Source organism: Desulfomicrobium salsuginis (assembly GCF_054657795.1).
The window spans coordinates 63,243-87,009 of the sequence record NZ_BAAHYA010000001.1 but is presented as its reverse complement, the minus strand read 5'-3'; the positions used below and the strand labels follow the sequence as shown (position 1 = coordinate 87,009).

General features: G+C 64.9%; 28 protein-coding genes. 12 read left to right on the top strand and 16 right to left on the bottom strand.

All coding sequences use genetic code 11. The features are described from left to right. The first annotated feature begins 36 nt into the window (after nucleotides 1–36). The gene (locus tag ACYQ3G_RS00335) at nucleotides 37–363 is read left to right on the top strand and encodes a PilZ domain-containing protein (protein WP_281168298.1); all 327 of its coding nucleotides are present in this window, start codon (nucleotides 37–39) and stop codon (nucleotides 361–363) included. A 17-nt stretch (nucleotides 364–380) separates the two neighbouring features. Then, nucleotides 381–716, top strand: a complete 336-nt coding sequence (locus ACYQ3G_RS00330; protein ID WP_459821284.1) for a hypothetical protein — start codon at nucleotides 381–383, stop codon at nucleotides 714–716. Here the strand turns inward: ACYQ3G_RS00330 and ACYQ3G_RS00325 are convergent, their stop codons facing one another. From ACYQ3G_RS00325 to ACYQ3G_RS00285, 9 genes are all read right to left on the bottom strand, one after another. After that, the gene (locus tag ACYQ3G_RS00325; RefSeq protein ID WP_459821282.1) at nucleotides 717–1,793 is read right to left on the bottom strand and encodes a hypothetical protein; all 1,077 of its coding nucleotides are present in this window, start codon (nucleotides 1,791–1,793) and stop codon (nucleotides 717–719) included. Then, a complete protein-coding gene (locus ACYQ3G_RS00320; RefSeq protein WP_028578646.1) occupies nucleotides 1,790–3,115 on the bottom strand; it encodes an ATP-dependent 6-phosphofructokinase in 1,326 nt (441 codons plus the stop codon). The genes ACYQ3G_RS00325 and ACYQ3G_RS00320 overlap by 4 nt, the downstream gene beginning before the upstream one ends. Nucleotides 3,116–3,221: 106 nt before the next feature. After that, nucleotides 3,222–4,127, bottom strand: coding sequence for a TIGR01777 family oxidoreductase (locus tag ACYQ3G_RS00315; protein ID WP_459821279.1), 906 nt, complete (start codon nucleotides 4,125–4,127; stop codon nucleotides 3,222–3,224). Nucleotides 4,128–4,144: 17 nt separating this feature from the next. Next, a complete protein-coding gene (locus ACYQ3G_RS00310) occupies nucleotides 4,145–4,747 on the bottom strand; it encodes an iron-sulfur cluster assembly scaffold protein (RefSeq protein WP_459821277.1) in 603 nt (200 codons plus the stop codon). Further along, nucleotides 4,748–5,932, bottom strand: coding sequence for a cysteine desulfurase family protein (locus tag ACYQ3G_RS00305; RefSeq protein WP_459821275.1), 1,185 nt, complete (start codon nucleotides 5,930–5,932; stop codon nucleotides 4,748–4,750). A 44-nt stretch (nucleotides 5,933–5,976) separates the two neighbouring features. Beyond that, complete coding sequence (locus ACYQ3G_RS00300) at nucleotides 5,977–6,732, bottom strand: arginyltransferase (protein WP_459821273.1); 756 nt, start codon at nucleotides 6,730–6,732, stop codon at nucleotides 5,977–5,979. A gap of 89 nt (nucleotides 6,733–6,821) precedes the next feature. Continuing rightward, nucleotides 6,822–8,492: a glutamine--tRNA ligase/YqeY domain fusion protein gene (locus ACYQ3G_RS00295; RefSeq protein ID WP_459821271.1), complete on the bottom strand. Its 1,671-nt coding sequence runs from the start codon at nucleotides 8,490–8,492 to the stop codon at nucleotides 6,822–6,824. A gap of 9 nt (nucleotides 8,493–8,501) precedes the next feature. Next, on the bottom strand, nucleotides 8,502–9,104 hold the full coding sequence (locus ACYQ3G_RS00290; RefSeq protein ID WP_459821269.1) for an NUDIX domain-containing protein: 603 nt from the start codon (nucleotides 9,102–9,104) through the stop codon (nucleotides 8,502–8,504). After that, nucleotides 9,101–9,622 (bottom strand): nitroreductase family protein, encoded by a 522-nt coding sequence (locus tag ACYQ3G_RS00285; protein WP_459821267.1) that lies wholly within the window; start codon nucleotides 9,620–9,622, stop codon nucleotides 9,101–9,103. Before ACYQ3G_RS00285 ends, ACYQ3G_RS00290 begins: the two co-directional genes overlap by 4 nt. A 134-nt stretch (nucleotides 9,623–9,756) precedes the next feature. On the opposite strand from ACYQ3G_RS00285, the gene ACYQ3G_RS00280 reads away from it, so the two are divergent. Beyond that, nucleotides 9,757–10,200, top strand: a complete 444-nt coding sequence (locus ACYQ3G_RS00280) for a DMT family transporter (RefSeq protein ID WP_245578374.1) — start codon at nucleotides 9,757–9,759, stop codon at nucleotides 10,198–10,200. A gap of 11 nt (nucleotides 10,201–10,211) precedes the next feature. Continuing rightward, complete coding sequence (locus tag ACYQ3G_RS00275; protein WP_459821264.1) at nucleotides 10,212–10,556, top strand: cytoplasmic protein; 345 nt, start codon at nucleotides 10,212–10,214, stop codon at nucleotides 10,554–10,556. Here ACYQ3G_RS00275 and ACYQ3G_RS00270 read toward each other — a convergent pair. After that, the gene (locus tag ACYQ3G_RS00270; protein WP_459821262.1) at nucleotides 10,546–10,746 is read right to left on the bottom strand and encodes a DUF2905 domain-containing protein; all 201 of its coding nucleotides are present in this window, start codon (nucleotides 10,744–10,746) and stop codon (nucleotides 10,546–10,548) included. The two genes, ACYQ3G_RS00275 and ACYQ3G_RS00270, sit on opposite strands and share 11 nt — an antisense overlap. 66 nt (nucleotides 10,747–10,812) lie before the next feature. Between ACYQ3G_RS00270 and yjjX the strand changes: the two genes are divergently transcribed. The 7 genes from yjjX (at nucleotide 10,813) to ACYQ3G_RS00235 (ending at nucleotide 15,081) form a co-directional block, all read left to right on the top strand. Further along, nucleotides 10,813–11,328, top strand: a complete 516-nt coding sequence (gene yjjX / locus ACYQ3G_RS00265; protein WP_459821260.1) for an inosine/xanthosine triphosphatase — start codon at nucleotides 10,813–10,815, stop codon at nucleotides 11,326–11,328. 38 nt (nucleotides 11,329–11,366) lie between these two features. Beyond that, entirely contained in the window at nucleotides 11,367–11,777 is a 411-nt protein-coding gene (locus ACYQ3G_RS00260) for a hypothetical protein (protein WP_028578636.1), read from the top strand. Between the two features lie 36 nt (nucleotides 11,778–11,813). Beyond that, the gene (locus ACYQ3G_RS00255; protein ID WP_028578635.1) at nucleotides 11,814–12,260 is read left to right on the top strand and encodes a DUF3124 domain-containing protein; all 447 of its coding nucleotides are present in this window, start codon (nucleotides 11,814–11,816) and stop codon (nucleotides 12,258–12,260) included. 25 nt (nucleotides 12,261–12,285) lie between these two features. Beyond that, entirely contained in the window at nucleotides 12,286–12,696 is a 411-nt protein-coding gene (locus ACYQ3G_RS00250) for a hypothetical protein (RefSeq protein ID WP_459821257.1), read from the top strand. 57 nt (nucleotides 12,697–12,753) lie between these two features. Next, on the top strand, nucleotides 12,754–13,734 hold the full coding sequence (locus tag ACYQ3G_RS00245) for a glucokinase (protein ID WP_459821255.1): 981 nt from the start codon (nucleotides 12,754–12,756) through the stop codon (nucleotides 13,732–13,734). Between the two features lie 122 nt (nucleotides 13,735–13,856). Next, nucleotides 13,857–14,807: a hypothetical protein gene (locus tag ACYQ3G_RS00240; protein ID WP_459821253.1), complete on the top strand. Its 951-nt coding sequence runs from the start codon at nucleotides 13,857–13,859 to the stop codon at nucleotides 14,805–14,807. A 22-nt stretch (nucleotides 14,808–14,829) separates the two neighbouring features. Next, nucleotides 14,830–15,081 carry a hypothetical protein gene (locus tag ACYQ3G_RS00235; RefSeq protein ID WP_459821251.1) on the top strand — a complete coding sequence of 84 codons (252 nt, stop codon included), beginning with the start codon at nucleotides 14,830–14,832 and terminating at the stop codon, nucleotides 15,079–15,081. 4 nt (nucleotides 15,082–15,085) lie between these two features. Here the strand turns inward: ACYQ3G_RS00235 and ACYQ3G_RS00230 are convergent, their stop codons facing one another. After that, a complete protein-coding gene (locus ACYQ3G_RS00230; protein WP_459821249.1) occupies nucleotides 15,086–16,366 on the bottom strand; it encodes a 4Fe-4S binding protein in 1,281 nt (426 codons plus the stop codon). Between the two features lie 182 nt (nucleotides 16,367–16,548). Between ACYQ3G_RS00230 and ACYQ3G_RS00225 the strand changes: the two genes are divergently transcribed. Continuing rightward, complete coding sequence (locus ACYQ3G_RS00225; protein ID WP_459821247.1) at nucleotides 16,549–17,346, top strand: sulfite exporter TauE/SafE family protein; 798 nt, start codon at nucleotides 16,549–16,551, stop codon at nucleotides 17,344–17,346. 106 nt (nucleotides 17,347–17,452) lie between these two features. Here the strand turns inward: ACYQ3G_RS00225 and ACYQ3G_RS00220 are convergent, their stop codons facing one another. From ACYQ3G_RS00220 to ACYQ3G_RS00200, 5 genes are all read right to left on the bottom strand, one after another. Next, nucleotides 17,453–18,187, bottom strand: a complete 735-nt coding sequence (locus ACYQ3G_RS00220; RefSeq protein WP_459821245.1) for a 3'-5' exonuclease — start codon at nucleotides 18,185–18,187, stop codon at nucleotides 17,453–17,455. A gap of 5 nt (nucleotides 18,188–18,192) precedes the next feature. Next, nucleotides 18,193–20,106, bottom strand: a complete 1,914-nt coding sequence (locus tag ACYQ3G_RS00215) for a DUF294 nucleotidyltransferase-like domain-containing protein (RefSeq protein ID WP_459821243.1) — start codon at nucleotides 20,104–20,106, stop codon at nucleotides 18,193–18,195. Nucleotides 20,107–20,154: 48 nt separating this feature from the next. Further along, complete coding sequence (locus ACYQ3G_RS00210) at nucleotides 20,155–21,930, bottom strand: sodium:solute symporter family protein (RefSeq protein ID WP_459821241.1); 1,776 nt, start codon at nucleotides 21,928–21,930, stop codon at nucleotides 20,155–20,157. Between the two features lie 24 nt (nucleotides 21,931–21,954). Further along, nucleotides 21,955–22,206 carry a DUF4212 domain-containing protein gene (locus tag ACYQ3G_RS00205; RefSeq protein ID WP_028578624.1) on the bottom strand — a complete coding sequence of 84 codons (252 nt, stop codon included), beginning with the start codon at nucleotides 22,204–22,206 and terminating at the stop codon, nucleotides 21,955–21,957. A 395-nt stretch (nucleotides 22,207–22,601) separates the two neighbouring features. After that, a complete protein-coding gene (locus ACYQ3G_RS00200; protein ID WP_459821239.1) occupies nucleotides 22,602–23,756 on the bottom strand; it encodes an HD domain-containing phosphohydrolase in 1,155 nt (384 codons plus the stop codon). Nucleotides 23,757–23,767: the final 11 nt, after the last annotated feature.

Below are 23,767 nucleotides of genomic sequence, written 5' to 3'. Positions count from 1 at the left end.
ATTCCTCCATGGCCATGGGGGGATGGGGAGGCAACGATGGAAGACGGTTCGCGGAACAGGCGCGCGTTCCAGCGTGAGCGCAAGGAAAACAGCGTGAAATACAGCAGGCTGGACAGCGACGAGTACTACGACGCGAGGCTCGTCGACATGGGCGAGGGCGGTCTGTGCATGGAAACCCGCTCCCCGCTGCGCACGGGCGAGATCATCTACCTTCAGCTTTTGAACCTTCACCCCGAAAAGCCGGGGCTGGCCGCACACCGGAGCTTCCAGGGCCGGGTGCGCTGGACCAGGGATCTGGGGTGCACCGACAGGACGCGCTACGGGATCGGCGTGCAGTACACCCGCCCCGTCTCGCACCCATGACACACCCAGGAAGGATCATGTCGACATTTGAACAGGAACTCGAGGCCAGCTCCGATCTGCTGAAATGCGGAAAAATTTCCAAGGAGCAGGGGAGGGCCCATGCCCGCTCCCTGGTCTGGTTCCGGGCGCACGCCCCAGAATTGGCCGAATCCGGCTGGAGCGTGACCGAACTCTACCGCATCGGAACCCTGTCCTTTCCCTATTCGGAATGGGGGCCCGGCTGGCTCACACTCTGGAACAACGAAAAATGCGAACCCCGGCTGGGTGCCCGGGGTTCCATAGAGTTCGTCCTGCATGAAGCCGGGGGGGACGTCGTGCAGACGTGCCGGCTCGAAAAGTCCTTCCTGTCCTGACTACTGCCCCGCCTCGGCGGGATCGCCCGACGTGGCGTTTCCGCCGGTTTCCGTCCACGGCTGGCGCGAGCGCTCCTCCACGGCTTCGGCGACCTTGGTCAGCAATTCACCCGCCTTGCCCGCGGCTCCGGCCCATTGCCGGTTTTCCTCGCTGCGGCGGTATACCCACTGCGCAAGATAGATGAGCTCCGAAGCGTCCAGACCCTGGGGGGCGGCCGAGCTGACGATGGCCTGCAACAGGCGTTGGCGCGAGATCTCCCGCGTCTGGATCGTGGTCTTGATGCGTGCGCTGGCCTCGTCGCGGGCCGCGGGCGACGCCTTGTCGCCCTGCAGGTTCCAGAAGGCCAGGTGGGCCTGGCCGACGTTGTCGATGTCCTGAAGGTATTTGGCCACCAGCGGCTTGATGGTGTCGGTCCTGGCCAGGACGGCTACGGTCTGGCCCACTGTGCGCAGGCGGGAGGCCAGCAGGGTCAGCATTTCCGCACGCTGCGCTTCGGTCACGGGCGCACTCTGGCCAGAGGCCAGGGTGTGGGTGGCGGTGCGCAGCGACTCGTCGAGGCTGTCCAGGAAGAGGGGCGTGTAGGCGGCGTGCAGGAAATCAAGGGTCGGGCCCTGCAGCACATGGCCGAAGATGATCTTGCGCGCGCCCAGCGTGTCGGCCGGGTCCACGTTCAGACCGGGGAAATCCACGCCGTAGCGGATGTTCACGGATTTGACGTTGAGGTCGAAGCGGCCCTGCACACCCGGGTTCTTTTTGGTGCCTCCGGGGAGGTAGCGGGCAACGAGGTACGCGCTGACATTCTTGACGAAGTCGTGCCGGACGATCTCGTCCACGGGCGTTTCGGGGGCCGTGGCGTTGGCCGTTGCGTTCGTCTCGACGCTGGCGTTCGTCGCGTTGGCGGGCAGCATGGCCGTGGCGTTGGACGGCTCCGTCACCTTGCCCGTGCCGATCTGCCACCGCTGGGGCGCCACTTCCCTGGCCTCGGGCTTGGGAAAGAGCCGTTCACGGTTCTGCAGGAACCAGTAGGCTCCCCCGGCCAAAATCAGGATGACGAGAACGATGAGAACGCGTTTCATGACCTATCCGCCTTGTTCGTGCAGTTGAACATGGATTGGGGCTGTCCGGTCGATTCCATCACGGACCGCCAATAGTTGGAGAGAATGTTCAGTTTGCGGCGCTTGGACGTGACCAGGTGCAGGGGCAGGTGGATGTAGCGGTCCTGGAGCTTGGACACGACCATGCCCGTCTTGCCGGCCATGGCGGCGTGCACGGCGTGCTGGCCGAGGAAGCCGCAATAGATGCGGTCGTTGGAGTTGGCCGGTATGGACCGGATGATGTAGCTCGGGTCGATGTACTTGAGCGTGTACGGAACGTTCAACTCACTAAAATATTTTTTGATTTCTCTGCGCAGCACGTCGCAGATGTCGCCGAGGATGGGGTTGCCCGACAGGTCTTGCCCGTTGTCCGCGCGGCACAGGTCCTGGCCTGCGCCCTCGGCCACGACGATGACGGCGTGCTGCCTCTGTTCGATGCGTTCCTTGAGCTTGGCCAGGAATCCTTCTGGTCCGTGCAGTTCGAAGGGGGCCTCGGGCACGAGCACGAAGTTGACCTCCTTCAGGGCCAGGCTGGCCTGAGCCGCGATGAACCCGGACTCCCGGCCCATGAGCTTGACCATGCCGATGCCGCCTGGCGCGCCCAGGGCCTCGACGTGGGCGCAGCGGATGGCCTCGGTGGCCTTTTCCACGGCCGTGTCGAAACCGAAGGAGCGGGTCACGAAATTGATGTCGTTGTCGATGGTTTTGGGGATGCCGACCACGCCGATCTTGAGCCCGCGCCGCAGGACCTCCCGGGTGACCATGTCGGCCGCCTTCATGGTCCCGTCGCCGCCGATCATGAACAGGATGGAGACGTTCATGCGCTCCAGGGCGTCGACGATCTCCTCGGGCGGCTGGGGCCCGCGCGACGAGGACAGGACCGTGCCCCCGAACTCGTGGATCTCGGACACACTCTCGGGCGTGAGTTCCATGATGTCGTTCTTGAATTTGGGGATGAAGCCCTGCAGTCCGTAGCGGATGCCGAAGGTTCCGGACACGTGGTAGTTGTGGTGGGCGCTCATGACGATGGCCCGGATGACGTCGTTGATGCCCGGACAGAGGCCGCCGCAGGTCACGATGGCGCATTTGGTCTTGGGCGGGTCGAAATAGATCATCCGCCTGGGGCCTGCCTCCTCGAACTCGCACAGCGCGTCGGATCCCGATGCGTCCTCGATGACGTCTCCTGACAGGAACATGCGCATCTTGGCGGTGTCGTCGATATGGTGGCAGTAGGGCAGCGGGTTGTCGACCTTGCAGGGGCCCAGGCTGGGGATGGCGGTGTCGAAGATGGGCGCGTTGTCCATGGCGTCTCCTTGGGGTGAGTGCGGACAGCCGAAAAAAGCTCCCTGTCTGGTAAGCCAGGGAGCCTCAAAAAACAAGGAGCACGGGTTCGGGGGCAAATCGGCGGCGTCAGCCTTTTTTCAGGGCGGGGACGATGTCGGCCAGAGCCCTGTCCAGATTCGGGTGTTCGAAGGCGAAGCCCAGGGCTTGCAGAGCCGCCGGGACGCAGCGCTGTCCTGACAGGAGCATGGCCGCCGCCTCCCCCATGACCAGCCGCAGGGCAAAGGGCGGGACGGGCAGGACGGCCGGGCGCTTCAGGGCCCGGGCCAGGGAGGCGGTGAAGCCGGCGTTGGTCACGGCTTCGGGCGCGCAGGCATTGAAGGCCCCGCGGGCCGCCGGGTTTTCCAGCAGGAAACTCATGGCGCGGACCAGGTCGCGGATGTGGATCCAGGGGAACCACTGCTTGCCGTTGCCGAGGCGGCCGCCCAGGCCCAGGGAAAAGGGCAGGTGCATCTTGGCCAGGGCCCCGCCGTCGCCGAGGACAACGGAGATGCGTGGCATGACCACGCGGTGCCCGAAACTTTCGGCGCGTCGGGCCTCGGCCTCCCAGGTCGCGGCCACGTCGGCCAGGAAGCCCGTCCCGCGCGGCGCGTCTTCGGTCAGTAATTTGTCCCCGCCGTCGCCGTAGTAGCCCACGGCGCTGGCACAGAGGAAGGTCTTGCCCGCGGTGCGCGACAGGGCGTCCACGATGTTGCGGGCGCTGAGCACCCTCGATTCGAGGATGCTCTTCTTTCCCGCTTCGTCCCAACGGGTCGTGACGGGTGTGCCGGCCAGGTTGACCACCGCGTCGAACCCCGCGACCAGATCCTGCCACGGGCCCGGCGCGGTGGGGTCGGCCTTGAGCACGACCACGGGCGGGGCGAAGCGCGCCTTTCCGGAGCGGGCCGCCACGGTCACCTCATGGCCGCGTTCCACGAGATGGGGCACGAGGTGCTCCCCCACGAAACCCGTCGCGCCGAAGGCCAGAATCTTCATGGCGGCCCTCCTTGGGGTTACAGTCCGAAATGCTTCTGGATGTAGCCGGACATGACGGCCTGTGCGTTCTCCTGGCACTCGCCGCAGCCCGTGCCGATCTTGGTCATCTCCTGCAGTTCGTGGAAGCTGCGCGCCCCCTCCAGCACGGCGTGCTCGATGTCCTCGTCCGTGACCTGCATGCATTCGCAGACGATCTTGGCGCCCTGGGTCTTGATGCGGTCCTCCATCCCGTTCCGGCGATAGTAGTCGTCGATGGCGGCCCGCAGGGCCTTGTCGCCGAGCACCGAGCAGTGCACCTTGTTGTCGGGGAGGCCGTCCAGCTCCTTCAGAATGTCCTTGGCCGTGATGCCGTAGGCCTGGTCCAGGGTCATGCCGATGACCATCTCGGACAGGATGGAGGTGCTGGCGATGGCGCTGGCGCAGCCGTACGTGCGCCACTTGCAGTCCGTGATGGTCAGCTTGTCGGGGTCGACCTTGATGTAGACCATCATCTCGTCGCCGCACTTGATGTTGCCCGTCTGCCCGATGCCGTGGAAATCGGCCTCTTTCTCCTCACGCAGGATGTTGCGCGGGTTCATGAAGTGATCCTTGACCTTGTCGGAGTATGTCCATTTGGCCATTTATCTTCTCCTGTACGCAGTGGACATGGTCCGTATGCGGTCGATGATGGGTGGGAGGTGGTAGAGCATGTACTGCACGTCTTCCATGGTGTTCTCACGGCCCAGGCTGATGCGCACCGAACCGTGGGCGTTCTCCACGGGCACTCCCGTGGCCAGGATGACGTGGGATGGGTCCAGGGAGCCCGAGGCGCAGGCCGAACCCGTGGACACGGCGATGCCGGCCAGGTCCAGGTAGAGGAGGATGGACTCGCCCTCGGCGCCGATGAAGGACGCGCTCAGCGTCCCGGGCAGGGAGTGCTCGGGGTGGCCCATGAAGAGCACGTCGGGGATGGCCTTCTCGATGCCGTCACGCAGGGCTTTCTTCAGGTGCAGGAGCCGACGTTCCTCGGCGTCCATCTCGATGGCGCGCATCTCGACGGCCTTGCCCATGCCGATGATGCCCAGGGAATTCTCCGTGCCCGCACGGCGGCCGTTTTCCTGATGGCCGCCCAGGATCAGCGGGCAGTAGGGCACGCCCTTCTTGACGTACAGGGCGCCGATGCCCTTGGGGCCGTAAATCTTGTGTGCGGACATGGTCAGGAAGTCCACGTCCAGGTCGCGCACGTCGACGGGGATCTTGCCCACGGCCTGCACGGCGTCGGTGTGGAAGAGGGCTCCGGCCTCGTGGGTGATGCGGGTGGCCTCCCGGATGTCCTGGATGGTGCCGATCTCGTTGTTGGCCATCATGATGGAGACCATGCCGACCTTGTCGGTCACGGCCCGTCGCAGGTCATCGAGGTCGATGCGGCCGTGCCTGTCCACGTTGAGATAGTGCACGCCATGCTTCCTGCGCCCCAGGCTGCGGGCGGTGTTGAGCACGCAGGGGTGCTCGATGGCGGTGGTTACCAGATCGTGACGTCCGCTCAGGGAGCAGGAGCAGGTGCCGCTGTCGCAGTTCAGCAGAGACAGGACGGTGTTGTTGGCTTCGGAGCCGCTGCCGACGAAGAGGATCTCGTCGGGCTTGGCGCCGATGAAGGAGCCGACCGATTCACGGGCTTCCTCGATCCTTTCCCGGGCCTCGCGGCCGAAGGAGTGCATGCTGGAGGGATTGCCGAATATCTCAAGCCCCTCGACCAGGGCCTTCTTGACTTCCGGGTGCAGGGGCGTTGTGGCGTTGTTGTCGAAGTAAACTGTGCGATGTTCCATGAAAAGCTCCTTTGTTCTCTATCAGAACGAACACTTTGTAATGTCTAATCCGGACCTGTCCACCCCGAAAAGAGCGGAATCATGCCCGGTGACGGCGGTTCCGGAATACTGCCGGCCTCGTGCCAGAGTTCGTCGTCCCAGTGGTAGAGCTGGTGGGGGGCGAATCCGGCCTTGTAGGCCATGCGCTCGCACCCCGGGACGAGGTACCCTAGATAGTAGTGCTGCAGCCCCAACCGTGCCGTTTCCCGGATTTCGCGCAGCACGCTGAAGATGCCGAGGCTCAGGCGCGAGACGTCAGGGTCGAAGACGAAGTACACGGAGCTCAGCCCGTCGCTGCTTCGGTCGAGGTATCCCGCGCCTACGAGGCGCCCGTCCTCCTCGTACCGCGAGAGCACCGCCGGACAGGACGGCGAGTGGAGGCTGGCGGCGAAATCCTCGAAACTGTGTTCTTGTCCGAAACGGACCAGCGAATGTCTCTGATATAGGTCAAAAAGCGGGCTTTCGTAGCGCAGGGGGCCAAACGACACGCGGATATGGGCGCAGCGGCGCAGGACCCGCTCCTGGCTTCGGCTCGGCCGGAAGCGGTCCACGGGCACGCGCAGGGGGATGCAGGCCCTGCAGCCCGGACAGGCCGGCCGGAAGAAGTTGTGGCCGAATTTGCGCCAACCCCTGGACAGCAGCCAGGTCAGTTCGCGGCAATCCAGGCTGTCTGCGTAGAAAGAGGCGTAGACCAGCACCTTCTCCGGCAGGTAGGGGCACGGCATGGGCGACGTGAGCTCGGGCCGCGTGTACAGGATCACGCCCGCCTCCGCCAAAAAAAAGAACGGCACGCCCGGTCCATCCCGTCCATGCCGTCCAGATCGTCCATTTCGTCCATCGCCTGCAGATGCTAGCCCGCCACCTTGGCCCAGGAGTCGCGCAGGGTCACCGTGCGGTTGAAGACCGTCCTGTCCGGCGCGTGGTCGAAGCGGTCGGCGCAGAAGAAGCCCTGGCGCTCGAACTGGAATCGGTCCTCGGGGGCGGCCTCGGTCAGGGATCGTTCGACCTTGCAGCCCGTCAGGGTCTCCAGGGAGGACGGGTTGATCTGATCCAGGAAGTCCGCGTCCTTTCCGGGGAACTCCGCGGTGAAGAGGCGGTCGTAGAGGCGCACCTCGGCCTCGGCGCAGTGCCGGGCGCTGACCCAGTGCAGGGTGCCCTTGACCTTGCGGCCGTCGGGGGCGTCGCCGCCGCGGCTGGCGGGGTCGTAGGTGCAGAGTACTTCCCTGACCGTGCCGTCGTCGTTCTTGACCACGCCCGTGCAGGTCACGAGGTAGGCCCCGCGCAGGCGCACCTCCTTGCCTGGTGCCAGGCGGAAGAACTTGGCGCAGGGGTTCTCCATGAAGTCGCTGTCCTCGATGAAGACCTCGCGGGAGAAGCCGACCTTGCGGCTGCCCATGTCCGGGTTCTTGGGGTGGTTGGCCAGTTCGAAGAATTCCTCCTGGCCTTCGGGGTAGTTCTCAATGACGAGTTTCACGGGCCGCAGCACGGCCATGGCCCTGGGCGCCGTGGCGTCGAGGTTCTCGCGCACGCAGTTCTCGAGCACGCCCATGTCCACGCAGCTGTCCGAGCGGCTCACCCCGATGCGCTCGCAGAAGTCCCGCATGGCCGCGGGCGGGAAGCCCCGGCGGCGCAGGCCCGAGATGGTGGGCATACGCGGGTCGTTCCACCCGGCCACCACGTCGCTTTCGACCAGGGTCTTGAGCTTGCGCTTGCTGGTCACGGTGAAGTTGATGTTCAGACGGTTGAACTCGTACTGCACGGGCCGGCTGGGCACGTCGAGCTGGTCGAGGAGCCAGTCGTAGAGGGGCTTGTGGTCGGCGAACTCCAGGGTGCAGATGGAGTGGGTGATGCGCTCCAGGGAGTCCGACAGGCCGTGGGCAAAGTCGTACATGGGGTAGAGGCACCATGCGTTGCCCGTGTTCTGGTGCTCCTGGTGCAGGATGCGGTACAGGGCCGGGTCGCGCATGTTCATGTTCGGCGAGGCCATGTCGATCTTGGCGCGCAGGATGTGCGCCCCCTCGGGGAATTCGCCGGCTCGCATGCGGGCGAAGAGGTCGAGGTTCTCCTCCACGGAGCGGTCGCGGTAGGGGCTGTTCTTGCCGGGCTCCGTCAGGGTGCCGCGGTACTCGCGGACCTCTTCGGCCGACAGGGAGCAGACGTAGGCCTTGCCCTTCTCGATGAGTTCCACGGCGAAGGCGTAGAGCCGTTCGAAATAGTCCGAGGCGTGATAGAGATGGTCGCCCCAGTCGAAGCCGAGCCAGTGCACGTCCTCCTTGATGGAGGCCACGTAGACCGGGTCCTCCTTGCCGGGGTTGGTGTCGTCGAAGCGCAGGTGGCAGCGCCCGCCGTAGTCACGAGCCAGGCCGAAGTTCAGGCAGATGGACTTGGCGTGCCCGATGTGCAGGAATCCGTTGGGCTCGGGCGGGAAGCGGGTGAAGACCCGTCCCTCGTTCTTGCCGTTACGTAGGTCCTCTTCGATGATGGCGCGCAGAAAATTGGATGGGGTGGATGGCGTGTCCATGGTGGTCCTTCAGTCTGTCGTGGTGGTGCGGGATGTCCCGGGTTCGTGTGCAGCCGCTGTGAATACGGTCAGGGGCATGGGTTGGCAAGACCTGCCCTGCAGGTGCGCCAAAAGCGCGTCGCGGGTGCTGGGAAAGGCCAGTTTCGACCAGGGGATTGCCTCGGGGGCGAAGAGGGCCAGGTCCTCGGTCTCCTCGCCGGGGCTGGGTGCTGCCTCGTCCAGGCGGGCGCTGTAGACGACGATGACCGGCGGCCACCCGGCGTAGGAAAAGACGCCCACCAGCCCTTCAAGCCGGACGTCGAGGTTCACTTCCTCCCGGATCTCGCGAACGGCGGCCAGCTCGACGGGCTCGCCCTCGTCCACGTAGCCGCCGGGCAGGAGCCATTTTTCCGTGTCGTCGGGGCGCTTGCGGCGTATGAGCAGGATCTTGCCCCCGATTTCGAGGACGACGCAGGCCACGACCTTGGGGTCGAAATAGACTACGCCGGAGCAGGCGGTGCAGATCAGGCGGTCCGGCCCGTCGGCGTGGACGCGCCCTGGTTCGAGGGGGGCGCCGCAGGCCGGGCAGAAGCGGTAGCGGTCATGGCGGATGGGGCCGGTGGTGGGGGTCATGCGTAGGTGTCGGTTTTGATCGTGCGATCCTTGAGGTTTTCGCGGGGATGCCCTTTGTGGGCCTTGGCCGGGTATCCGATGCTGATGATCGATTCAACCCGCAGGTGGGCCGGGATGTTCAGGATCTCCCGCACGCGGGCTTCGGCCGAGGCGGATTCGTCGCAGGCGCGCATGCGTATCTGCACCCAGCAGCTCCCGAGGCCCAGGCTCACGCCGGCCAGCTGCAGGATGATGGAGGCGATGGAGCAGTCCTCGACCCAGGTATCGGCTTTGCCCTCGTCGCCGAGGACGACAACGCCCAGGGCCGCGTCGCGCAGAAAGTGGGCGCCGTGGGGCTTGGCCGTGGCGAGCCTGGCCAGCAGGTCCTTGTCCGTGACGAAAATGAATTCCCAAGGGTCGAGGCCGCGGGACGACGGCGAGCGCAGCACGGCCTCCTTCAGCTGGTCCATGACATCGGCCGGAATGGGCTGCGGCGTGTAGTGGCGGACGCTGCGTCTTCTGCGCAGGATTTCGAGCATGTTTCCCCCTTCGTCGCCCGCTGTGGAGGCGGGTCGGCAGAGTTTCCCGCGCTTCTTGATCAGCGCGGACGCATACCGTATCAAAGCCGTCAGTGGGCGGCAATTGTCTATTCCCGGACCGCCCCGGAGGAATGATGGATGGACTGATTCTCGCCTTGACAGCACTGGCCGGGTGTCTCATGCCGGTCCAACCGGCCGTGAACGCGGTAACCGCCGTGTACATGAACAGTCCGTACCTGGCCTCGTTCTTTTCGTTCCTGACGGGCACCGTGGCCCTGGGCCTGCTCTGCCTGGCCCTGCGCCTGCCCTGGCCCGGCGGCAGGGTCGTGGCCGAGCTGCCGTGGTGGGCCTGGACGGCCGGCGCCATGGGCGCGTTTTTCGTGACCATGACCATCGTCGCCGTGCCCCGCCTGGGGACCATGAGCGTCATGGCCCTGCTCATCGCCGGCCAGATGGCCGCGTCCCTGGTCATGGATCACTACGGCTGGCTGGGCGTGGCGTCACAGCCCATCTCCCTGGGCAGGATCGCGGGCGCGGTGCTGCTTTTCGCCGGGGTGATCCTCATCCGCAAATTCTAAGGAGGCGGTCCGTGAAAACAGCCCTTTTCGTCTTCAACGGCGACCCCATGTGCTTCATCCACGTGCTGCTGAACGCCCTGGACCTGCAGGCCAGGGGCCACGAGGCGACCATCGTCATGGAGGGGGCTTCCGTGGCCCTGCCGCCGGCCTTGGTTAAGCCCGACCATCCCCTGGCCAGGCTTTTCGCCCAGGTCCGGGAGAAGGGGCTCTTGGCGGGCGCCTGCAAGGCCTGTTCCGTCAAGCTGGGCGTGGCCGCCGAGGTCGAGGCCGCCGGCGTGCCCCTCATCGGCGACATGAGCGGGCACCCGTCCATGGGCTCCTACATGGAAGCCGGCTGGCAGGTTGTCACTTTCTGAAGAGCCAGGCGATGAAGCTCAGCACGATGCTGATGAGTATCCCCGTGGTCAGCGGGAAGAAGAATTTGAAGCCCGGCCGGTCGATGACGATGTCGCCGGGCAGCCGCCCCAGGGGCAGCTTGCCGATGAGCGGCCAGGCCAGCCCCACGGCGAGGATGACGAGTCCGATGAGGATGAGGGCGCGTTGCATGGGTTCCTCCTGCCCGGTCTGTGGCAGAGGGGGCGAGGCTCTGGCAAGGGGCCGCGGGAGGTTTTCGTGATCATCAACGTCGGGTCCATGAACCCGGTCAAGCTCGGGGCCATCCGCGCCGTCATGGAGACGCGCTTCCCCGAGGCCGACTTCGTGCCCGTGAGCGTGGATTCAGGCGTGTCCGTCCAGCCCATCGGACTGGAGGAGACCCTGCGCGGGGCCAAGAACAGGGCCCGGGCGGCCTTTGCCGGGTGCGAGTTGTCCGTGGCCCTGGAATCGGGTCTGGTGCCGGTGCCGGAAACGGCCACGGGCTACATGAACCTTACGGCCTGCGCCATTTTCGACGGCGAGGAGATGCATCTGGGCCTGGGCCCGGCCTTCGAGCTACCGGCCGAGGTCACGCGTCTGGTGGTGGAGGATGGCCTCGAACTGGACCCCGCCGTGCGCCGCGCCGGACTGACGGACAACGACCGCATTGGCTACGCCCAGGGCATCATCGGCATCCTGAGCAGGGGGCGCGTGACGCGCATGGACTACAGCCGCCCGGCCGTGTCCATGGCCCTGGTGCGCATGGGCCTTTAGAATTTTCATTTCGCAACACTTACGACAACGAGGAAAGCATGTCCCGAGCATATCTGGTCTATCGCTGCAAGGAAGGAGAGGTGCTGAAGAAGCCCGAAGCCGTCATCAACCTGTGGGCCGAGGACGTGCCCAGGTTCTCCGAGATCCTGGACGAGGCCACCGCCTCCAGGGCGGACAAGGCGCGCAGGCCCGGCGAGTACTGGGAGATCGTGACCAAGGAGCAGGCCGACCCCTATGACTGGGAGAAGGTCGTGGGCCCCATCAAGAACAAGGAGCACGACCCACTGGGCGACATGTGGCGGGAAAAGGCCAAGATCGAGAAACTCATGGCCGAAGGCGCGACCCTGGAGCAGGCCCTGGAGGTCATGACGCCCTTCAGCCACACCTTTCGCTACGAGTCCGAGGGCCCCAAGAATCTCATCCCCAGCATTGACGACGTCAATTCCTAGCCTGGGCGGGGCCACGGCTCCGCCACGGAGGACCTCATGCGCTGGCTGTTTCTTCTCCTGTCCCTCATTCCCGCCGCGGGACTGTGCGGCGGGCCGGAGCTGTCCTCCGGGCAAGCCCTCTACGTGCCGGTCTATTCGCACATCTACACCGGCGACAAGGAGCGTCCCTTCAACCTGGCGGTGACCCTGTCCATCCGCAACACCGACCCGAGGTCCGGCTTGCGGCTGACGGCCGTGGACTACTACGACACCGAAGGGCGTATGGTGCGGAGCTATCTCGACGCGCCGCGGGAGTTGGGCCCGCTGGCCTCCATCCGCTACGTCGTGGCGGAGCGGGACGTCGAAGGCGGGTCCGGGGCCAACTTTCTGGTGCGCTGGGAAGCGGCGCAGCCCATCAACGCCCCGGTGGTCGAGTCGGTCATGATCGGGGCGCAGTCCGGGCAGGGCATTTCCTTCACCTCGCAGGCCAGGGAAATTCGTTAATTCTTCCAAGCTAAGGAGCGATCTTATGGAAAATTCGGTGGCGGAACTGGAAGCGTTTCTTGCGGACTGGGAGTCCTGCGACTCCAGGCAGGCCTTTCTCGCCTGCAGACAGGCTCTCGAATCCGTCGAGGGCGTGGTCCTGGGCTTCAAGGCCCGGCCGGGCATCACCTATTCCCTGCGCGGCACCCACCCTGCCCAGCAGGGGCGCGACCTTTTCGCGCTCATCGACGTCATCGACGACGACCCCGAGCAGCGCTGGCTGTCGGTCTGTTTCTACGATGACATGATCACCGATCCCGACGAGCAGGGCGACTGGGTGCCTGGAGGCCTCATGGGCGAGGACGCGCGGTGCTTCAATGTCGACGAACTCGACGAGGATCTGGTGGCATACGTGGCCGAGCGCATCCGCGAGGCGGGGACCAGCGCTACGAAGTAGGAGAAGCCGGGCTTGACCCGGCTTTTCGTTGTGACGGGCAGAGGGGAGGGGGCTGTCATGGCGACGATCCTGGCGGCGGACATAGGCGGCACGAACAGCCGATTCGGGCACTTCGAGGCGGTCCGGGGATGCGAGGCGGAACTCGTCGAGTCGCGGAGCTTTCCGACGGCTTCGGCCGGTTCCCTGCCGGAACTGCTGCGGATGCTGGCGGAATCGGGTTTCGGCCTGACACCCGCGGCCGCGGACCGAATCGTCCTGGCCGTGGCCGGTCCCGTGCTGGACGGAACCCGCTGCCGGCTGACCAACGCGCCGTGGGGCATCGACCTGGACGACCCGGCCGCCGGACTGCCCCGCGCCCGCACTGTGCTGATCAATGATTTCGTGGCCCAGGCCCTGGGCTGCGCGACGGCCCATGCGGCGCGGACCGCGCTGGACGTGCAGGCCGGGAATGCGCGCTCCGGAGAGGCGCCCCTCGGGGTCACGGCCGCCCTCGGCGCAGGGACTGGCCTCGGGCACTGCGCCCTCGTCCCCCTGCCCGGCGGCGGGGTTCTGCCCGTCCCCTCCGAGGGCGGACATGCCCCCCTGGCCTTCGTGGACGAGGAAGAGTTCGCCTTTCTGGCCTTTCTGAAGAAACGCACGGGACTCTCACACGCCTTCGGGGACATCTTGGTTTCGGGGTCCGGCCTCTCCAGCCTGCACGAATTTCTGACCGGCAGGCGCCTGACGCCGGCCGAGGTCGCCGCCGAGATCGGCCCGGACAGCGAGACGACGCGTTGGTTCGCCCGGTTCTTCGCGCGGGCCTGCAGGGCCTACGCGCTGCACGTCCTGGCCTGGGGCGGGCTCTTCCTGTGCGGCGGCCTGGCGGCCAAGAACCCGTTTCTGGTCATGAACCCAGAATTCCTGAGGGAATTCCGGGATTGCCCGGCCTACGGCGCACAGCTCGCCGGGATTCCCGTACGCCTCGTCACTGCGCCGGACACCGGCCTGCACGGCGCGGCCCGCCACGGCGGGATGCTTCGCGCAGACCAGCCGACATAACCCACGTTTTTGTCGCGTAGCCTGTGACGAAAATGTCGGGCAACCTTTCTTGAATCCCCAGTATTCCGGCAGGATGCATATGGCATGAGGTCTGCTTTGCTTCTCGCAACGAGGAGGCCGCCATGCCAATCATCATCACGCCTTACGGGCCCGTCGAGGCCCTGCCCGGAGCCGAGTTCCACCCGGACGGCTCCGTGCGTTCCTGCATCCCCGCCATCGCCTGCCCCCTGAACACGCCCCTTGGCGTCCTCGTTCCGCAGTTCACGGCCAACACCCAGCGCAAACGGCACTTGCCGGCCATGCTCTTCCATCCCGGAGGGAGGCTTCGCAACCTGCCGCTGGAGGAGCAGACCGTCGTGCCGACGCCGCTGGGACCGTTGCCCGCCGAGCAGGTCACGTTTTTCGAAAGCGGCGCCCTGAAGCGTCTCTTCCCCCTCAACGGTACCTTGAGCGGTTTCTGGACCCAGGAGGACGAGGCAGCCCTGGCCGCGCCCCTGGCGCTGGACACGCCCCTTGGCCCCGTGGAGACGGCGGTCATCAGCCTGAACTTCTCCGGGCAGGGCGGGCTGCGCAGCCTGACCCTGTGGCCAGGCCGGACCCTGGAGGTGCCGTGCCCCCTGGGCGCCGTGACGGCCCGCATCGGCGTGTCCTTTTACGACAGCGGGGCCATCCGTTCGCTTGAGCCCGCCGCGCCCACGGCCGTGCCCACGCCCCTGGGGCCGCTCATGGCGTTCGACCCCGACGCCGTGGGCATCAGCGGCGACTCCAATTCCCTGCGTTTTCGCGAGAACGGGTCCCTGCTGGGCCTCGTCACCGCGGCCCACGCCTTCGACGTCGTGCAGGAGAACGGCAGGGTACGGCGGATCGAGCCTCCCCTGCGGCGCAACCCGTGTGACGGGCAGTCTCTGGAGGTCGGACCTCTGGCTCTGGAATTCGCCTCCGGACGCGTTTCCATCGGCAGGCCGGGGCAGCCCAAAATTTCCGCTGCGGTCACCGACGTGACCGCGGTCCCCTTTCACCTACCGCTTCCCTCCATGCACCGCCTCTGCACCATGGGTGCGGGCGCATGGTAGGGCCGGCAGCAACGGAGAACGCATGAACGTCAATTGTCTGGAAAAAGTCGTCGAATACGCATCCATGCCCCTGCACGGCACCCTCTCGCGCAAGCTGCGCAAGGGCCTGAAGATTCAGATCAACGAAGGCCGGGTCTACGAAAAGGCCGCGCTCTTCCTGGGAACCGACTTCCTGCGCGTGACGGAAAAGGAGGACGGCCAAACCGTCAACACCTACTACGGCTGGGAGGAGATCGCCTCCATCCGCACCTTCAGTTCGGAGCCTGAGGAGTAGCCTTTCAGCCCGCCAGCCTGCGCAGGGCCGACAGGAAGCGTGAGCGCAGCTTTTCGCCCAGCAGGGCGCGTTTGATCGGTGGCAGTTTCAGAAAGCCGCCCACCAGGGCGCGCATGAATTCCTGGGTGCGGCTTTCGGGGTTGTCGAAGAGGAAGGTCTGAAAGGTGTCGCGCTCCAGGGCCTGGAGCATGACGCGCTCGAAGCTGTCTTCGGGGTGATGGACCCTGTTCGGGCGGGGATGGAGTTTGAGGGCCCCTGTGGGGCATTTCAGGGCGCAGACGCCGCAGCCGAGGCAGGACGGGTCGACCTGCGCGACCTTTGCGGGCGTCCGGGGAGCTGCTCCGGGCGCCTTGGCGCGCATGGTCGCGAAGGACACGGGGCAGGCCTTGGCGCACAGCCCGCAGCCGATGCACAGGTTCTCGTCCACCACGGCCACGAAGCTCGATGTGACGAGGATGCCCGTGTAGCCCGTGTCGCGCACGCCCTGCAGCAGGTTGCAGCAGCAGCCGCAGCAGTGGCAGATGAACCCGGCGTCGCGCCGCACGTTGTCGGCGGACAGGACCAGCCCCTCGTCGCGGGAGCGGGCCAGGATGTCTCGCATCTGCATCTTGTCGATGGGTTTGGCGAAACCGTTGCGGATGAGAAAGCGCGCCCCGGTGCCCATGGAGGTGCAGGTCTCCATGGGCGTGGGGCAGGGCGCGTGCCCGAGATGGTGCTTCTCGTGGCGGCAGGAGCACAGGCCAAGGGAAAATTCCGTGTGGTCCTCGATCAGGGCGGAAGCTTTCTCGTAGTCCAGGATCTCGACGTGTTCGCCCAGGGCCTCCTCGTGGGGCAGGGCGCGCATGACCGAGGTGCGCTGCCCGTCCCCGAAATTGGCGTGCAGGAAATCCTTCTCCCCGAACATGTATGCCTGGAAGAGTTCGGCCCAGCGGACGTGCGGCAGGTCCGGCCCCGTACGCATCATGGTGAACTCGAAGAAGCCGATGACGATGGGGCTGACCATGTAGAGGTATTGGCGGCCGTCCCAGATGTCGAGGACCAGCCCCTTGGAGCACAGGCCTTCGAGCATGGGGCGAAGGACGGCCTCGGGCTCGCCGAGCATGCGGCCAATGCGCGCAAGGCTTGCGGGCCGGTAGGGCAGCCTGGAGACGATCTCCGCCTCGGGCCTGGAGTAGAGAGATTCCACCAGTTCCCGAAAGACCGGAGTCCACGGCGTGCGCACCGGCGCCTGATCCAGGCGCCGGCCCAGTTTTCGGTAGATGTCCTTGCCAACGATGTGTCCCATGCCGTCCTCGCGTCGAGATTTTCCTGCGTCTGCACATTCATCGCCCGGCGCAGAATTGCAAGCTTCTTTGTGGCGATTTGCGAACAGGACATTGACAAGCGCGCCGGAGTGGTTCAGAAATTGGTCCTACCAATTTTGCTGGCCCCGGGTCATGACCGCGCGGCCGTCACCAGGGAGGAATCATGTTGGAAGTGCTGGCTTTGTATCTTGTCGTGGGCGCCATCGCCGGAGTGCTGGCGGGCCTGCTGGGCATCGGCGGCGGCCTCGTCATCGTGCCCATGCTCGTGTTCTGCATGGAACTGCAGAACCTTCCCAACGAGCTCATCATGCATCTGGCCCTGGGTACCTCCATGGCCAGCATCGTCTTCACCTCGGTGTCGAGCTTCATGGCCCACCATAAGCGCGGCGCGGTGGAGTGGGTCGTGGTCCGGCGCATCGTGGCCGGCATCCTGGTCGGCACGTTCCTGGGCACCTTCATCGCGGCGGGGTTGAGTACGGGCTGGCTCAAGGCCTTCTTCGTTTTTTTCCTTTACTTCGTCTGCTACCAGATGCTGTCCGGCAGGAAACCCAAGCCTTCCCGGCAGATGCCTGGCATGGCCGGGATGTTCGGGGCGGGGGGCGTCATCGGCGTGGTGTCGAGCCTGGTGGGCATCGGCGGAGGGACCCTCTCGGTTCCCTTCATGGTCTGGAACAACATCCCCATCCACAGGGCCATCGGCACCTCGGCCGCCATCGGCTTTCCCATCGCCGTGGCCGGAACCCTCGGGTACATCACCAACGGCTGGGGCGTGGAGAACCTGCCGCCCTATTCTCTGGGCTACGTGTCGCTGACGGCCCTCGTGTCCATCGCGGTCATGAGCGTGCTGACGGCGCCTCTGGGCGTGCGTCTGGCCCACAGCCTACCCGTGGACAAATTGAAGCGCGTCTTCGCCGTGATCCTTTTCCTGGTCGGCACCAAGATGTTCTTTTCCCTGTTCTGATCTTCGGGACACGCGGCAGCGCACCCGATGCGGCCAGGGCCGGCGTCCTCCACATGTCTGGAGCGCGCCGGCCCTGGCCGTTTGTGCGTCCGAAGAAAAGATGAAGCTACATGTACCAGCGCCAGCTCTGGCCGGCTCGGAACAGCTCCCGCAGGGTGAGGGGGGTGTTCCGGGCTATTTTTTTGGCCAGGTAGACGAAGAGGTAGGCGGTCTGCAGGGCGTCGCCCAGGGCGTCGTGGGCCGTGAAGCGGGGCAGGTCGAACTCCTCGGCCAGGTCCGTCAGGACGTAGGAGATGTTCAGGCTGAAGCGCTCGTAGTGGGCGGGGCTGCGCTTCTCGCGCCAGAGCATGGCCATGCGCATGGTGTCCAGGCAGGGGTTGGCCAGGGGCAGGCCGTGGCGCCTGCGGCAGGCACGGTTCAGGAAGGACATGTCCAGGCCGATGTGGTGCCCGACGATGAGGGTGCCTTTGCAGAACTTGATCAGTCCGGGCAGGACCTCCTCCAGCGGCGGGGCCTCGGCGATGGCCTCGGGCGTGATGCGGTGGATGAGGGTGCTGACCTTGGGCAGGGGAATGCTCGGCCGCACCAGGCAGGAGAAGCTCTCGCCCGGCACGATGGCCAGGCCCCGCACGCGCACGGCCCCGACGGACACGATCTCCTCCTTGCGGGCCGAGAGGCCCGTCAGTTCCGTGTCCAGGACGGTGTAGACGTAGTCGGTCAGGGGGCGGTCCTGGTCCAGCTCCCGGCAGAGGCGGTTGTTCTCGTCCAGGGCGGGCAGGTTCGAGGCTTCCGGGGCGAGGCCCAGAAGGCGGCGCAGGCTGCCAATTTCGAAAGGGGCCATGTCCGTCACCCCATGTTCAGGCGGAAGGTTTCGCGCAGCACGCCGTGCAGGGCGGAAATGACCCCGAAGGCCTCGCGCAGGGTGCGCTTTTCGAGGGACGAGAGGGTGCCGGGGTCGATGCGGTTGTCGGGCTTCGTACCGGCCTCCATCTGTTCGAGCTGGTGCATGAGGCGGGCGTGGAGCAGGAACTCGAAAGCCTCCCGCGCCTCGTGGTACAGGTCGCGCGAGAGGTGGCCAGCCTGGTGCAGGAGGTCGAGCCTGGTCAGGGTGCCGGTCTCGCGGATGCCGTGATAGAGGGACATGACGCGGGCGAAGTCCATGAAGGGCAGGAGCCCCCGGGCCTTGATGTCCAGAGTGTTCCTGTGCTCCCCGTCCTTCTCGACCATGAAGTTCTTGAAGAAGGTCAGAGGCGGGCGGGCGTTCAGGCAGTCTGCCGCCAGGTAGCGCAGGAAGAGGTCCTTGCCGGCGCAGGCGCTGGTGACGTGCTGGCGCAGGTTCTCGGCCAGGTCCTTGTGGCCGCAGACGCCGCGGAAGTCGAAGAAGACCGAGCTTGCCAGCACGCGCTGGGGCTCCGGCGCGGCGACCCACGTGTCGACCCGTCCCTTCCAGACGTCGAGGGTGCCGCGCCAGACGGGGTTGGAGGCCATCATTTCGCCTGGACAGCGCGGGAAGCCGCAGTTGATGAGATGGCCGACCATGCGCTCCGTGAAGGCCGAGAAATACGTCTCCGCCGCCCGCTCCAGGAAATCCACCCCGCAGTTCTCGATGATCAGAGCGTTGTCCTGGTCCGTGGCGAAGGTCTGTTCGCGCCGGCCCTCGCTGCCCATGAGCAGCAGGCAGAACTTGACCGGCGGCGGCCCCAGTTCCCGCAGCATGAGTTCGATCAGGCGCGTGATGATCTGGTCGTTCAGGATGGCGATCATGCGCGTGATGTTGCCGGCCTTGGCACCCTGCTGGACCAGGGTGCGGATGACCGGGGTGATGCTGTCGTGCAGGGGGTAGAGGCCGGCGATGGTCGTGCGCGAGGCGATCTCCCGGAACACGGACATGGGCGAGCGGCCCTGCAGGAGCATGATGTCGTGGGAGCTGATGACGCCCTGCACCTTGTTATGGCTCTTGACCACGAGGTGGTGGATGTTCCGGGACATCATGGTCATCAGGGCGTCGAAGCACACGGCCGATGCGTCGATGCTCTCCACGGGCGTGGACATGATGGTCTCGGCCGGGGCCTGCAGGTCCAGGCCCAGGGCCATGGCCTTGCGCAGGTCCGTGTCGGTGACGATGCCGCAGATCTCGCCCGACGGCTCCCGGAAGAGCAGGGACCCGGTGTTGTGCCTGATCATCTCCCTGGCCGCGGCCTGGATGCTGAGGCCAAAGGGCACGCTGACGGGCTCGCGGCTGACCAGGCCGCCCACGGGGTTGCTGAAGAGGTGCAGGCTGTGGTCCTCGTGCTGGGCCGCGGGCTTGCAGCGCATCTCCTCGAAGGCCTTGGACAGGAAGGTGTCGGCGAAGGACTTGAGGTAGAAGCGGGGGATGGAAGGGTTCAGATGCACGGCCTCGAAGAACTTGTCGCGCGGGATCTTGATGAGGAAGGTGTCCTCGACGGTCTCGGCGTCCAGGGCCGCCTTTTCGCCGTTGAACAGGGACAGGGCGCCCAGGGACGCCCCGTCGGTGCGGATGTCCACCAGGACGCCCTCGTCCTCGTGAAAGAGGCGGATGGCCCCCTTCTGGATCAGGTAGAGCCCGTCCACCTCGCTCACCCCCCGGCGCAGGAGCCGGGTCCCGGCCGGGAAGAAGTCCACCAGGCAGTGCCTGGCGATGCGGACCAGGCTCGGCCGGTCCAGTTCCGAGAAGGGTAGGGTGCCCTCCAGGAAGGTGATGATGCTGTCGTACCCCGCAGGCTGGATTCCCGCGTTCATGGCGCCGTCCTTGTCCGGGGGCCGGTCGCCCGGCCCCCGCGTCAAAGGTTAGTGGTCAACCGCGGCGCCGGCCCCGCGGGGGATGCGCACGCTTTCGACCATGTCCTGCACGGCGGCCGGAGGCGCTGCCGTGCACAGGGACACCAGGATGGTCACTGTGAAGTTGATGATCATGCCCACGGTGCCGATGCCCTCGGGGCTGATGTTCATGAACCAGGGGGCCACGCCCATGAACTTGGTCTGGACGATGTAGAACATGGTGAAACCGATGCCCGTGACCATGCCGCTGATGGCGCCTTCCCTGGTGGCCCGCTTCCAAAAGATGCCGAGCACGATGACGGGGAAGAAGGACGCCGAGGCCAGGCCGAAGGCGAAGGCCACCACCTGGGCCACGAAGCCGGGCGGGTTGATGCCGAAGTATCCGGCCACGAGCACGGCGATGCCCATCATGATGCGGCCGATGGCCAGGCGTTTTTGCTCCGAGGCCTCGCGGTTGATGATGCGGTAGTAGAGGTCATGGGAGATGGCCGAGGAGATGACCAGCAGGAGCCCGGCCGCCGTGGACAGGGCCGCGGCCAGGCCGCCGGCCGCCACCAGGGCGATGACCCAGTTGGGGAGCTGCGAGATCTCGGGGGTGGCCAGGACCATGATGTCGTTGTCGATGTACAGTTCGTTGGCGTTGTCCGTGGCCTCGTTCCTGAGCAGACGCTGACCGACGCTTCCGGTTTCGCCGCTGAAGATCGGTTTGCCGTTGAAGGGTGCGCCGGCGCGGTAGGTGATGACGCCGTCGTTGTTCTTGTCCACCCAGGCCAGAAGGCCCGTCTTCTCCCAGTTCTTGAACCAGGACGGGGCCGCGGCGTAGGTGGTGTCGCTCAGTACGTTGGTCAGGGTGTAGCGCGCGAAGGCGCCCAGGGCCGGGGCCGTGGTGTAGAGGATGGCGATGAAGATCAGGGCGTAGAAGGCCGAGATGCGCGCCGCCCGCACCGTGGGCACGGTGTAGAAGCGGATGATGACGTGAGGCAGCCCGGCCGTGCCGACCATGAGGCACATGGTGATGGCGAAGACGTCGATCATGGGCTTGGCTCCCGCCCCGAAGGCCGAGGTGTATTCGGCGAAGCCGAGGTCCGTTCCGATCTGGTTCAGGGTGTCGAGCAGGTATTTGCCTGAATGCGGGCCGTCGACCAGGGTGCTGCCGAAGCCGATCTGGGGCAGGAAATGTCCGGTCAGCTTGGCGGAGATGGCGATGGCCGGGACCAGGAAGGCCGTGATGAGCACGCAGTACTGGGCGACCTGGGTCCAGGTGATGCCCTTCATGCCGCCGATGCCGGCGTAAAAGAAAACCAGGACCATGCCGATGATGACGCCCGTGTTGACGTCCACTTCGAGAAAGCGGCTGAAGACGATGCCTACGCCGCGCATCTGTCCGGCCACGTAGGTCAGGGAGACGAAGATGGCGCAGATCAGGGCCACCACGCGCGCGGCCGAGGAGTAATAGCGGTCGCCGACGAAGTCCGGCACCGTGAACTTGCCGAACTTGCGCAGGTAGGGGGCCAGGAGCAGAGCCAGGAGCACGTAGCCGCCGGTCCAGCCCATGAGATACATGCATCCGGCGTAGCCCATGAAGGCGATCATGCCGGACATGGAGATGAAGGACGCCGCGCTCATCCAGTCCGCGGCCGTGGCCATGCCGTTGGCCAGGGGCGGCACGCCGCCGCCGGCCACGTAGAAGCCCTTGGTGTCCTTGACCCGCGCGCTCCAGGCGATGCCGATGTAGAGCGAAAAGGTCGCCCCGACGATGAGATAGGTCCAGATTTGCAGTGACATATGCGTTCCCCGTGATTGCGTAGGTTATTCGTGCACGTCGAATTTCTTGTCCAGTCGGTCCATGAGCAGGAAATAGGCGAGGATGAGGATGACGAATACGTAGATGGACCCTTGCTGGGCGAACCAGAAGCCCAAGGGGAACCCGCCGAGATGGAATGCGTTCAGTTCGTTCACGAAAAGGATGCCGAAGACATAGGAAACCAGTGCCCATATGGTCAGCAGGATGACCATGTAGGTCAGGTTCGCTTTCCAGTACCGTTGCATTGATGTCTGCATTTCGTCCTCCCTGCCTTGCGGCGTCGCTGCTTCGAAGTTGATGATGGTTCTTTCTGACACGCTTTTTAAGGTCGCGCATCCCATTTCCGGTGAATGGACATGGATTCCGGTCATTGGTTTGTCCGAAGGCGTCGCGTGCTACCGGGATGGGGGATCGGCCGCTTGGCGGCCGAATCGCGCCGCTTATCCGTCGGGTCATGGTTTGTCGTGCGCGCAGGCGGGGTGCCCGCTGATCCGGATCGGCTCCGGGATGAGCGGACCTGCAGGGAGCGTGGAGGTGGGAAATCACGGATGAGCGACGTTCAATGGGCGGTAAGCGGTCATGCGCACCGCCGTGCCTCCTTCGGCTAGAACATCGCATCGGTCAGGCTGCCGGAACCGCGGCAGGAGGATGTTCAATCGGAAAAAGCCGTTGCGACGTTTTGAAACTCCGTAATATTGGCGAGAAAGATGTCCACGATGGCCGGGTCGAACGCCTGACCCCTTTCGGATCGAATGATCTCCAAAACCTTTTCGAGGGGCATCGGCATTTTGTAGGGCCGCTGCGCAAGCATGGCGTCAAAGCTGTCGACAATGCTCACGATCCGGGCCTCCATGGGAATTTCAAGGCCTTTGAGACGGTCTGGATACCCTTTGCCGTCCCATCTTTCGTGATGGGACCGCGCAATGGTCTGCGCCAGCTGGATGAGCTTGAAGCGGCTGTTGGCAAGGCTCTGGGCACCGATGACGGTGTGGCTTTTCATGATGACCCACTCATCGGCGTCGAGCTTGCCCGGCTTGAGCAAAATGCTGTCGGGGATACCGATTTTTCCGAGGTCGTGCATGGCGCTGGCCAGGTAGAGCAGCTCGACGTGATCCGCGGGCAGGCCGCATTTGCGCCCCAGCAGCGCCGAGTATTCCTGAATGCGGCGAATGTGCATCCCCGTTACCTTGTCCCTGAGTTCGGCCGCCAGGCAGAGTCTGAGGATCGCTTCGTGCTGCACTTCATTGATTTCATTTTGCTTTTCTTGAATTTTTCTGGTGCGCTCTGCAACTTTGATCTCCAGGAGGTGGTTTTGCTCCCGGAGCGCGTCTTCCGCGGCCTTGAGCCGCAGGTGCGTTTTGATGCGCGCCCTCACTTCCTGGGATGAGATCGGTTTCGTGATGTAGTCGACGGCACCGATGGCGAAAGCTTTGCTGAGAGTGGCCGCATCTGATGCCGACGTGATGAACACAATGGGAATATCGCAAAAATTACCTTCGGACTTGATGATTCGGCAAAATTCGAATCCGTCGATCTCCGGCATGAAGAGGTCGAGGATGATCATGCTCGGCTTCTCCAACGCAATGCTTTTGAGCGCGATCGAGCTGTCCTGTGATGCTGAAATCTTGTAGCCATCGCCAAGACAGTAAGCGAGAATGTCGATGTTTATGCTGACGTCATCGACAATGAGAATCGTCTTTTTTTCATCAAGTGCATGTCCGCTTTTGTCGATGTTTGAATTTGCATTCTTGTCGCTTATTCTAGAATTTGAGTATGAATTTATCGAATTATCTGTTGTAGAATACATCAGGCACCCCT

Coding starts and splice junctions, on each gene's coding strand:
- ACYQ3G_RS00280 (WP_245578374.1), top strand. CDS start 9,757: ATGGATGGACTGATTCTCGCCTTGACAGCACTGGCCGGGTGTCTCATG.
- ACYQ3G_RS00205 (WP_028578624.1), bottom strand. CDS start 22,206: ATGCAGACATCAATGCAACGGTACTGGAAAGCGAACCTGACCTACATG.
- ACYQ3G_RS00225 (WP_459821247.1), top strand. CDS start 16,549: ATGTTGGAAGTGCTGGCTTTGTATCTTGTCGTGGGCGCCATCGCCGGA.
- ACYQ3G_RS00215 (WP_459821243.1), bottom strand. CDS start 20,106: ATGAACGCGGGAATCCAGCCTGCGGGGTACGACAGCATCATCACCTTC.
- ACYQ3G_RS00325 (WP_459821282.1), bottom strand. CDS start 1,793: ATGAAACGCGTTCTCATCGTTCTCGTCATCCTGATTTTGGCCGGGGGA.
- ACYQ3G_RS00245 (WP_459821255.1), top strand. CDS start 12,754: ATGGCGACGATCCTGGCGGCGGACATAGGCGGCACGAACAGCCGATTC.
- ACYQ3G_RS00270 (WP_459821262.1), bottom strand. CDS start 10,746: ATGCAACGCGCCCTCATCCTCATCGGACTCGTCATCCTCGCCGTGGGG.
- ACYQ3G_RS00285 (WP_459821267.1), bottom strand. CDS start 9,622: ATGCTCGAAATCCTGCGCAGAAGACGCAGCGTCCGCCACTACACGCCG.
- ACYQ3G_RS00250 (WP_459821257.1), top strand. CDS start 12,286: ATGGAAAATTCGGTGGCGGAACTGGAAGCGTTTCTTGCGGACTGGGAG.
- ACYQ3G_RS00290 (WP_459821269.1), bottom strand. CDS start 9,104: ATGACCCCCACCACCGGCCCCATCCGCCATGACCGCTACCGCTTCTGC.
- ACYQ3G_RS00220 (WP_459821245.1), bottom strand. CDS start 18,187: ATGGCCCCTTTCGAAATTGGCAGCCTGCGCCGCCTTCTGGGCCTCGCC.
- ACYQ3G_RS00240 (WP_459821253.1), top strand. CDS start 13,857: ATGCCAATCATCATCACGCCTTACGGGCCCGTCGAGGCCCTGCCCGGA.
- ACYQ3G_RS00310 (WP_459821277.1), bottom strand. CDS start 4,747: ATGGCCAAATGGACATACTCCGACAAGGTCAAGGATCACTTCATGAAC.
- ACYQ3G_RS00210 (WP_459821241.1), bottom strand. CDS start 21,930: ATGTCACTGCAAATCTGGACCTATCTCATCGTCGGGGCGACCTTTTCG.
- ACYQ3G_RS00235 (WP_459821251.1), top strand. CDS start 14,830: ATGAACGTCAATTGTCTGGAAAAAGTCGTCGAATACGCATCCATGCCC.
- ACYQ3G_RS00335 (WP_281168298.1), top strand. CDS start 37: ATGGAAGACGGTTCGCGGAACAGGCGCGCGTTCCAGCGTGAGCGCAAG.
- ACYQ3G_RS00260 (WP_028578636.1), top strand. CDS start 11,367: ATGTCCCGAGCATATCTGGTCTATCGCTGCAAGGAAGGAGAGGTGCTG.
- ACYQ3G_RS00255 (WP_028578635.1), top strand. CDS start 11,814: ATGCGCTGGCTGTTTCTTCTCCTGTCCCTCATTCCCGCCGCGGGACTG.
- ACYQ3G_RS00200 (WP_459821239.1), bottom strand. CDS start 23,756: ATGTATTCTACAACAGATAATTCGATAAATTCATACTCAAATTCTAGA.
- ACYQ3G_RS00305 (WP_459821275.1), bottom strand. CDS start 5,932: ATGGAACATCGCACAGTTTACTTCGACAACAACGCCACAACGCCCCTG.
- ACYQ3G_RS00230 (WP_459821249.1), bottom strand. CDS start 16,366: ATGGGACACATCGTTGGCAAGGACATCTACCGAAAACTGGGCCGGCGC.
- ACYQ3G_RS00295 (WP_459821271.1), bottom strand. CDS start 8,492: ATGGACACGCCATCCACCCCATCCAATTTTCTGCGCGCCATCATCGAA.
- ACYQ3G_RS00320 (WP_028578646.1), bottom strand. CDS start 3,115: ATGGACAACGCGCCCATCTTCGACACCGCCATCCCCAGCCTGGGCCCC.
- ACYQ3G_RS00330 (WP_459821284.1), top strand. CDS start 381: ATGTCGACATTTGAACAGGAACTCGAGGCCAGCTCCGATCTGCTGAAA.
- ACYQ3G_RS00315 (WP_459821279.1), bottom strand. CDS start 4,127: ATGAAGATTCTGGCCTTCGGCGCGACGGGTTTCGTGGGGGAGCACCTC.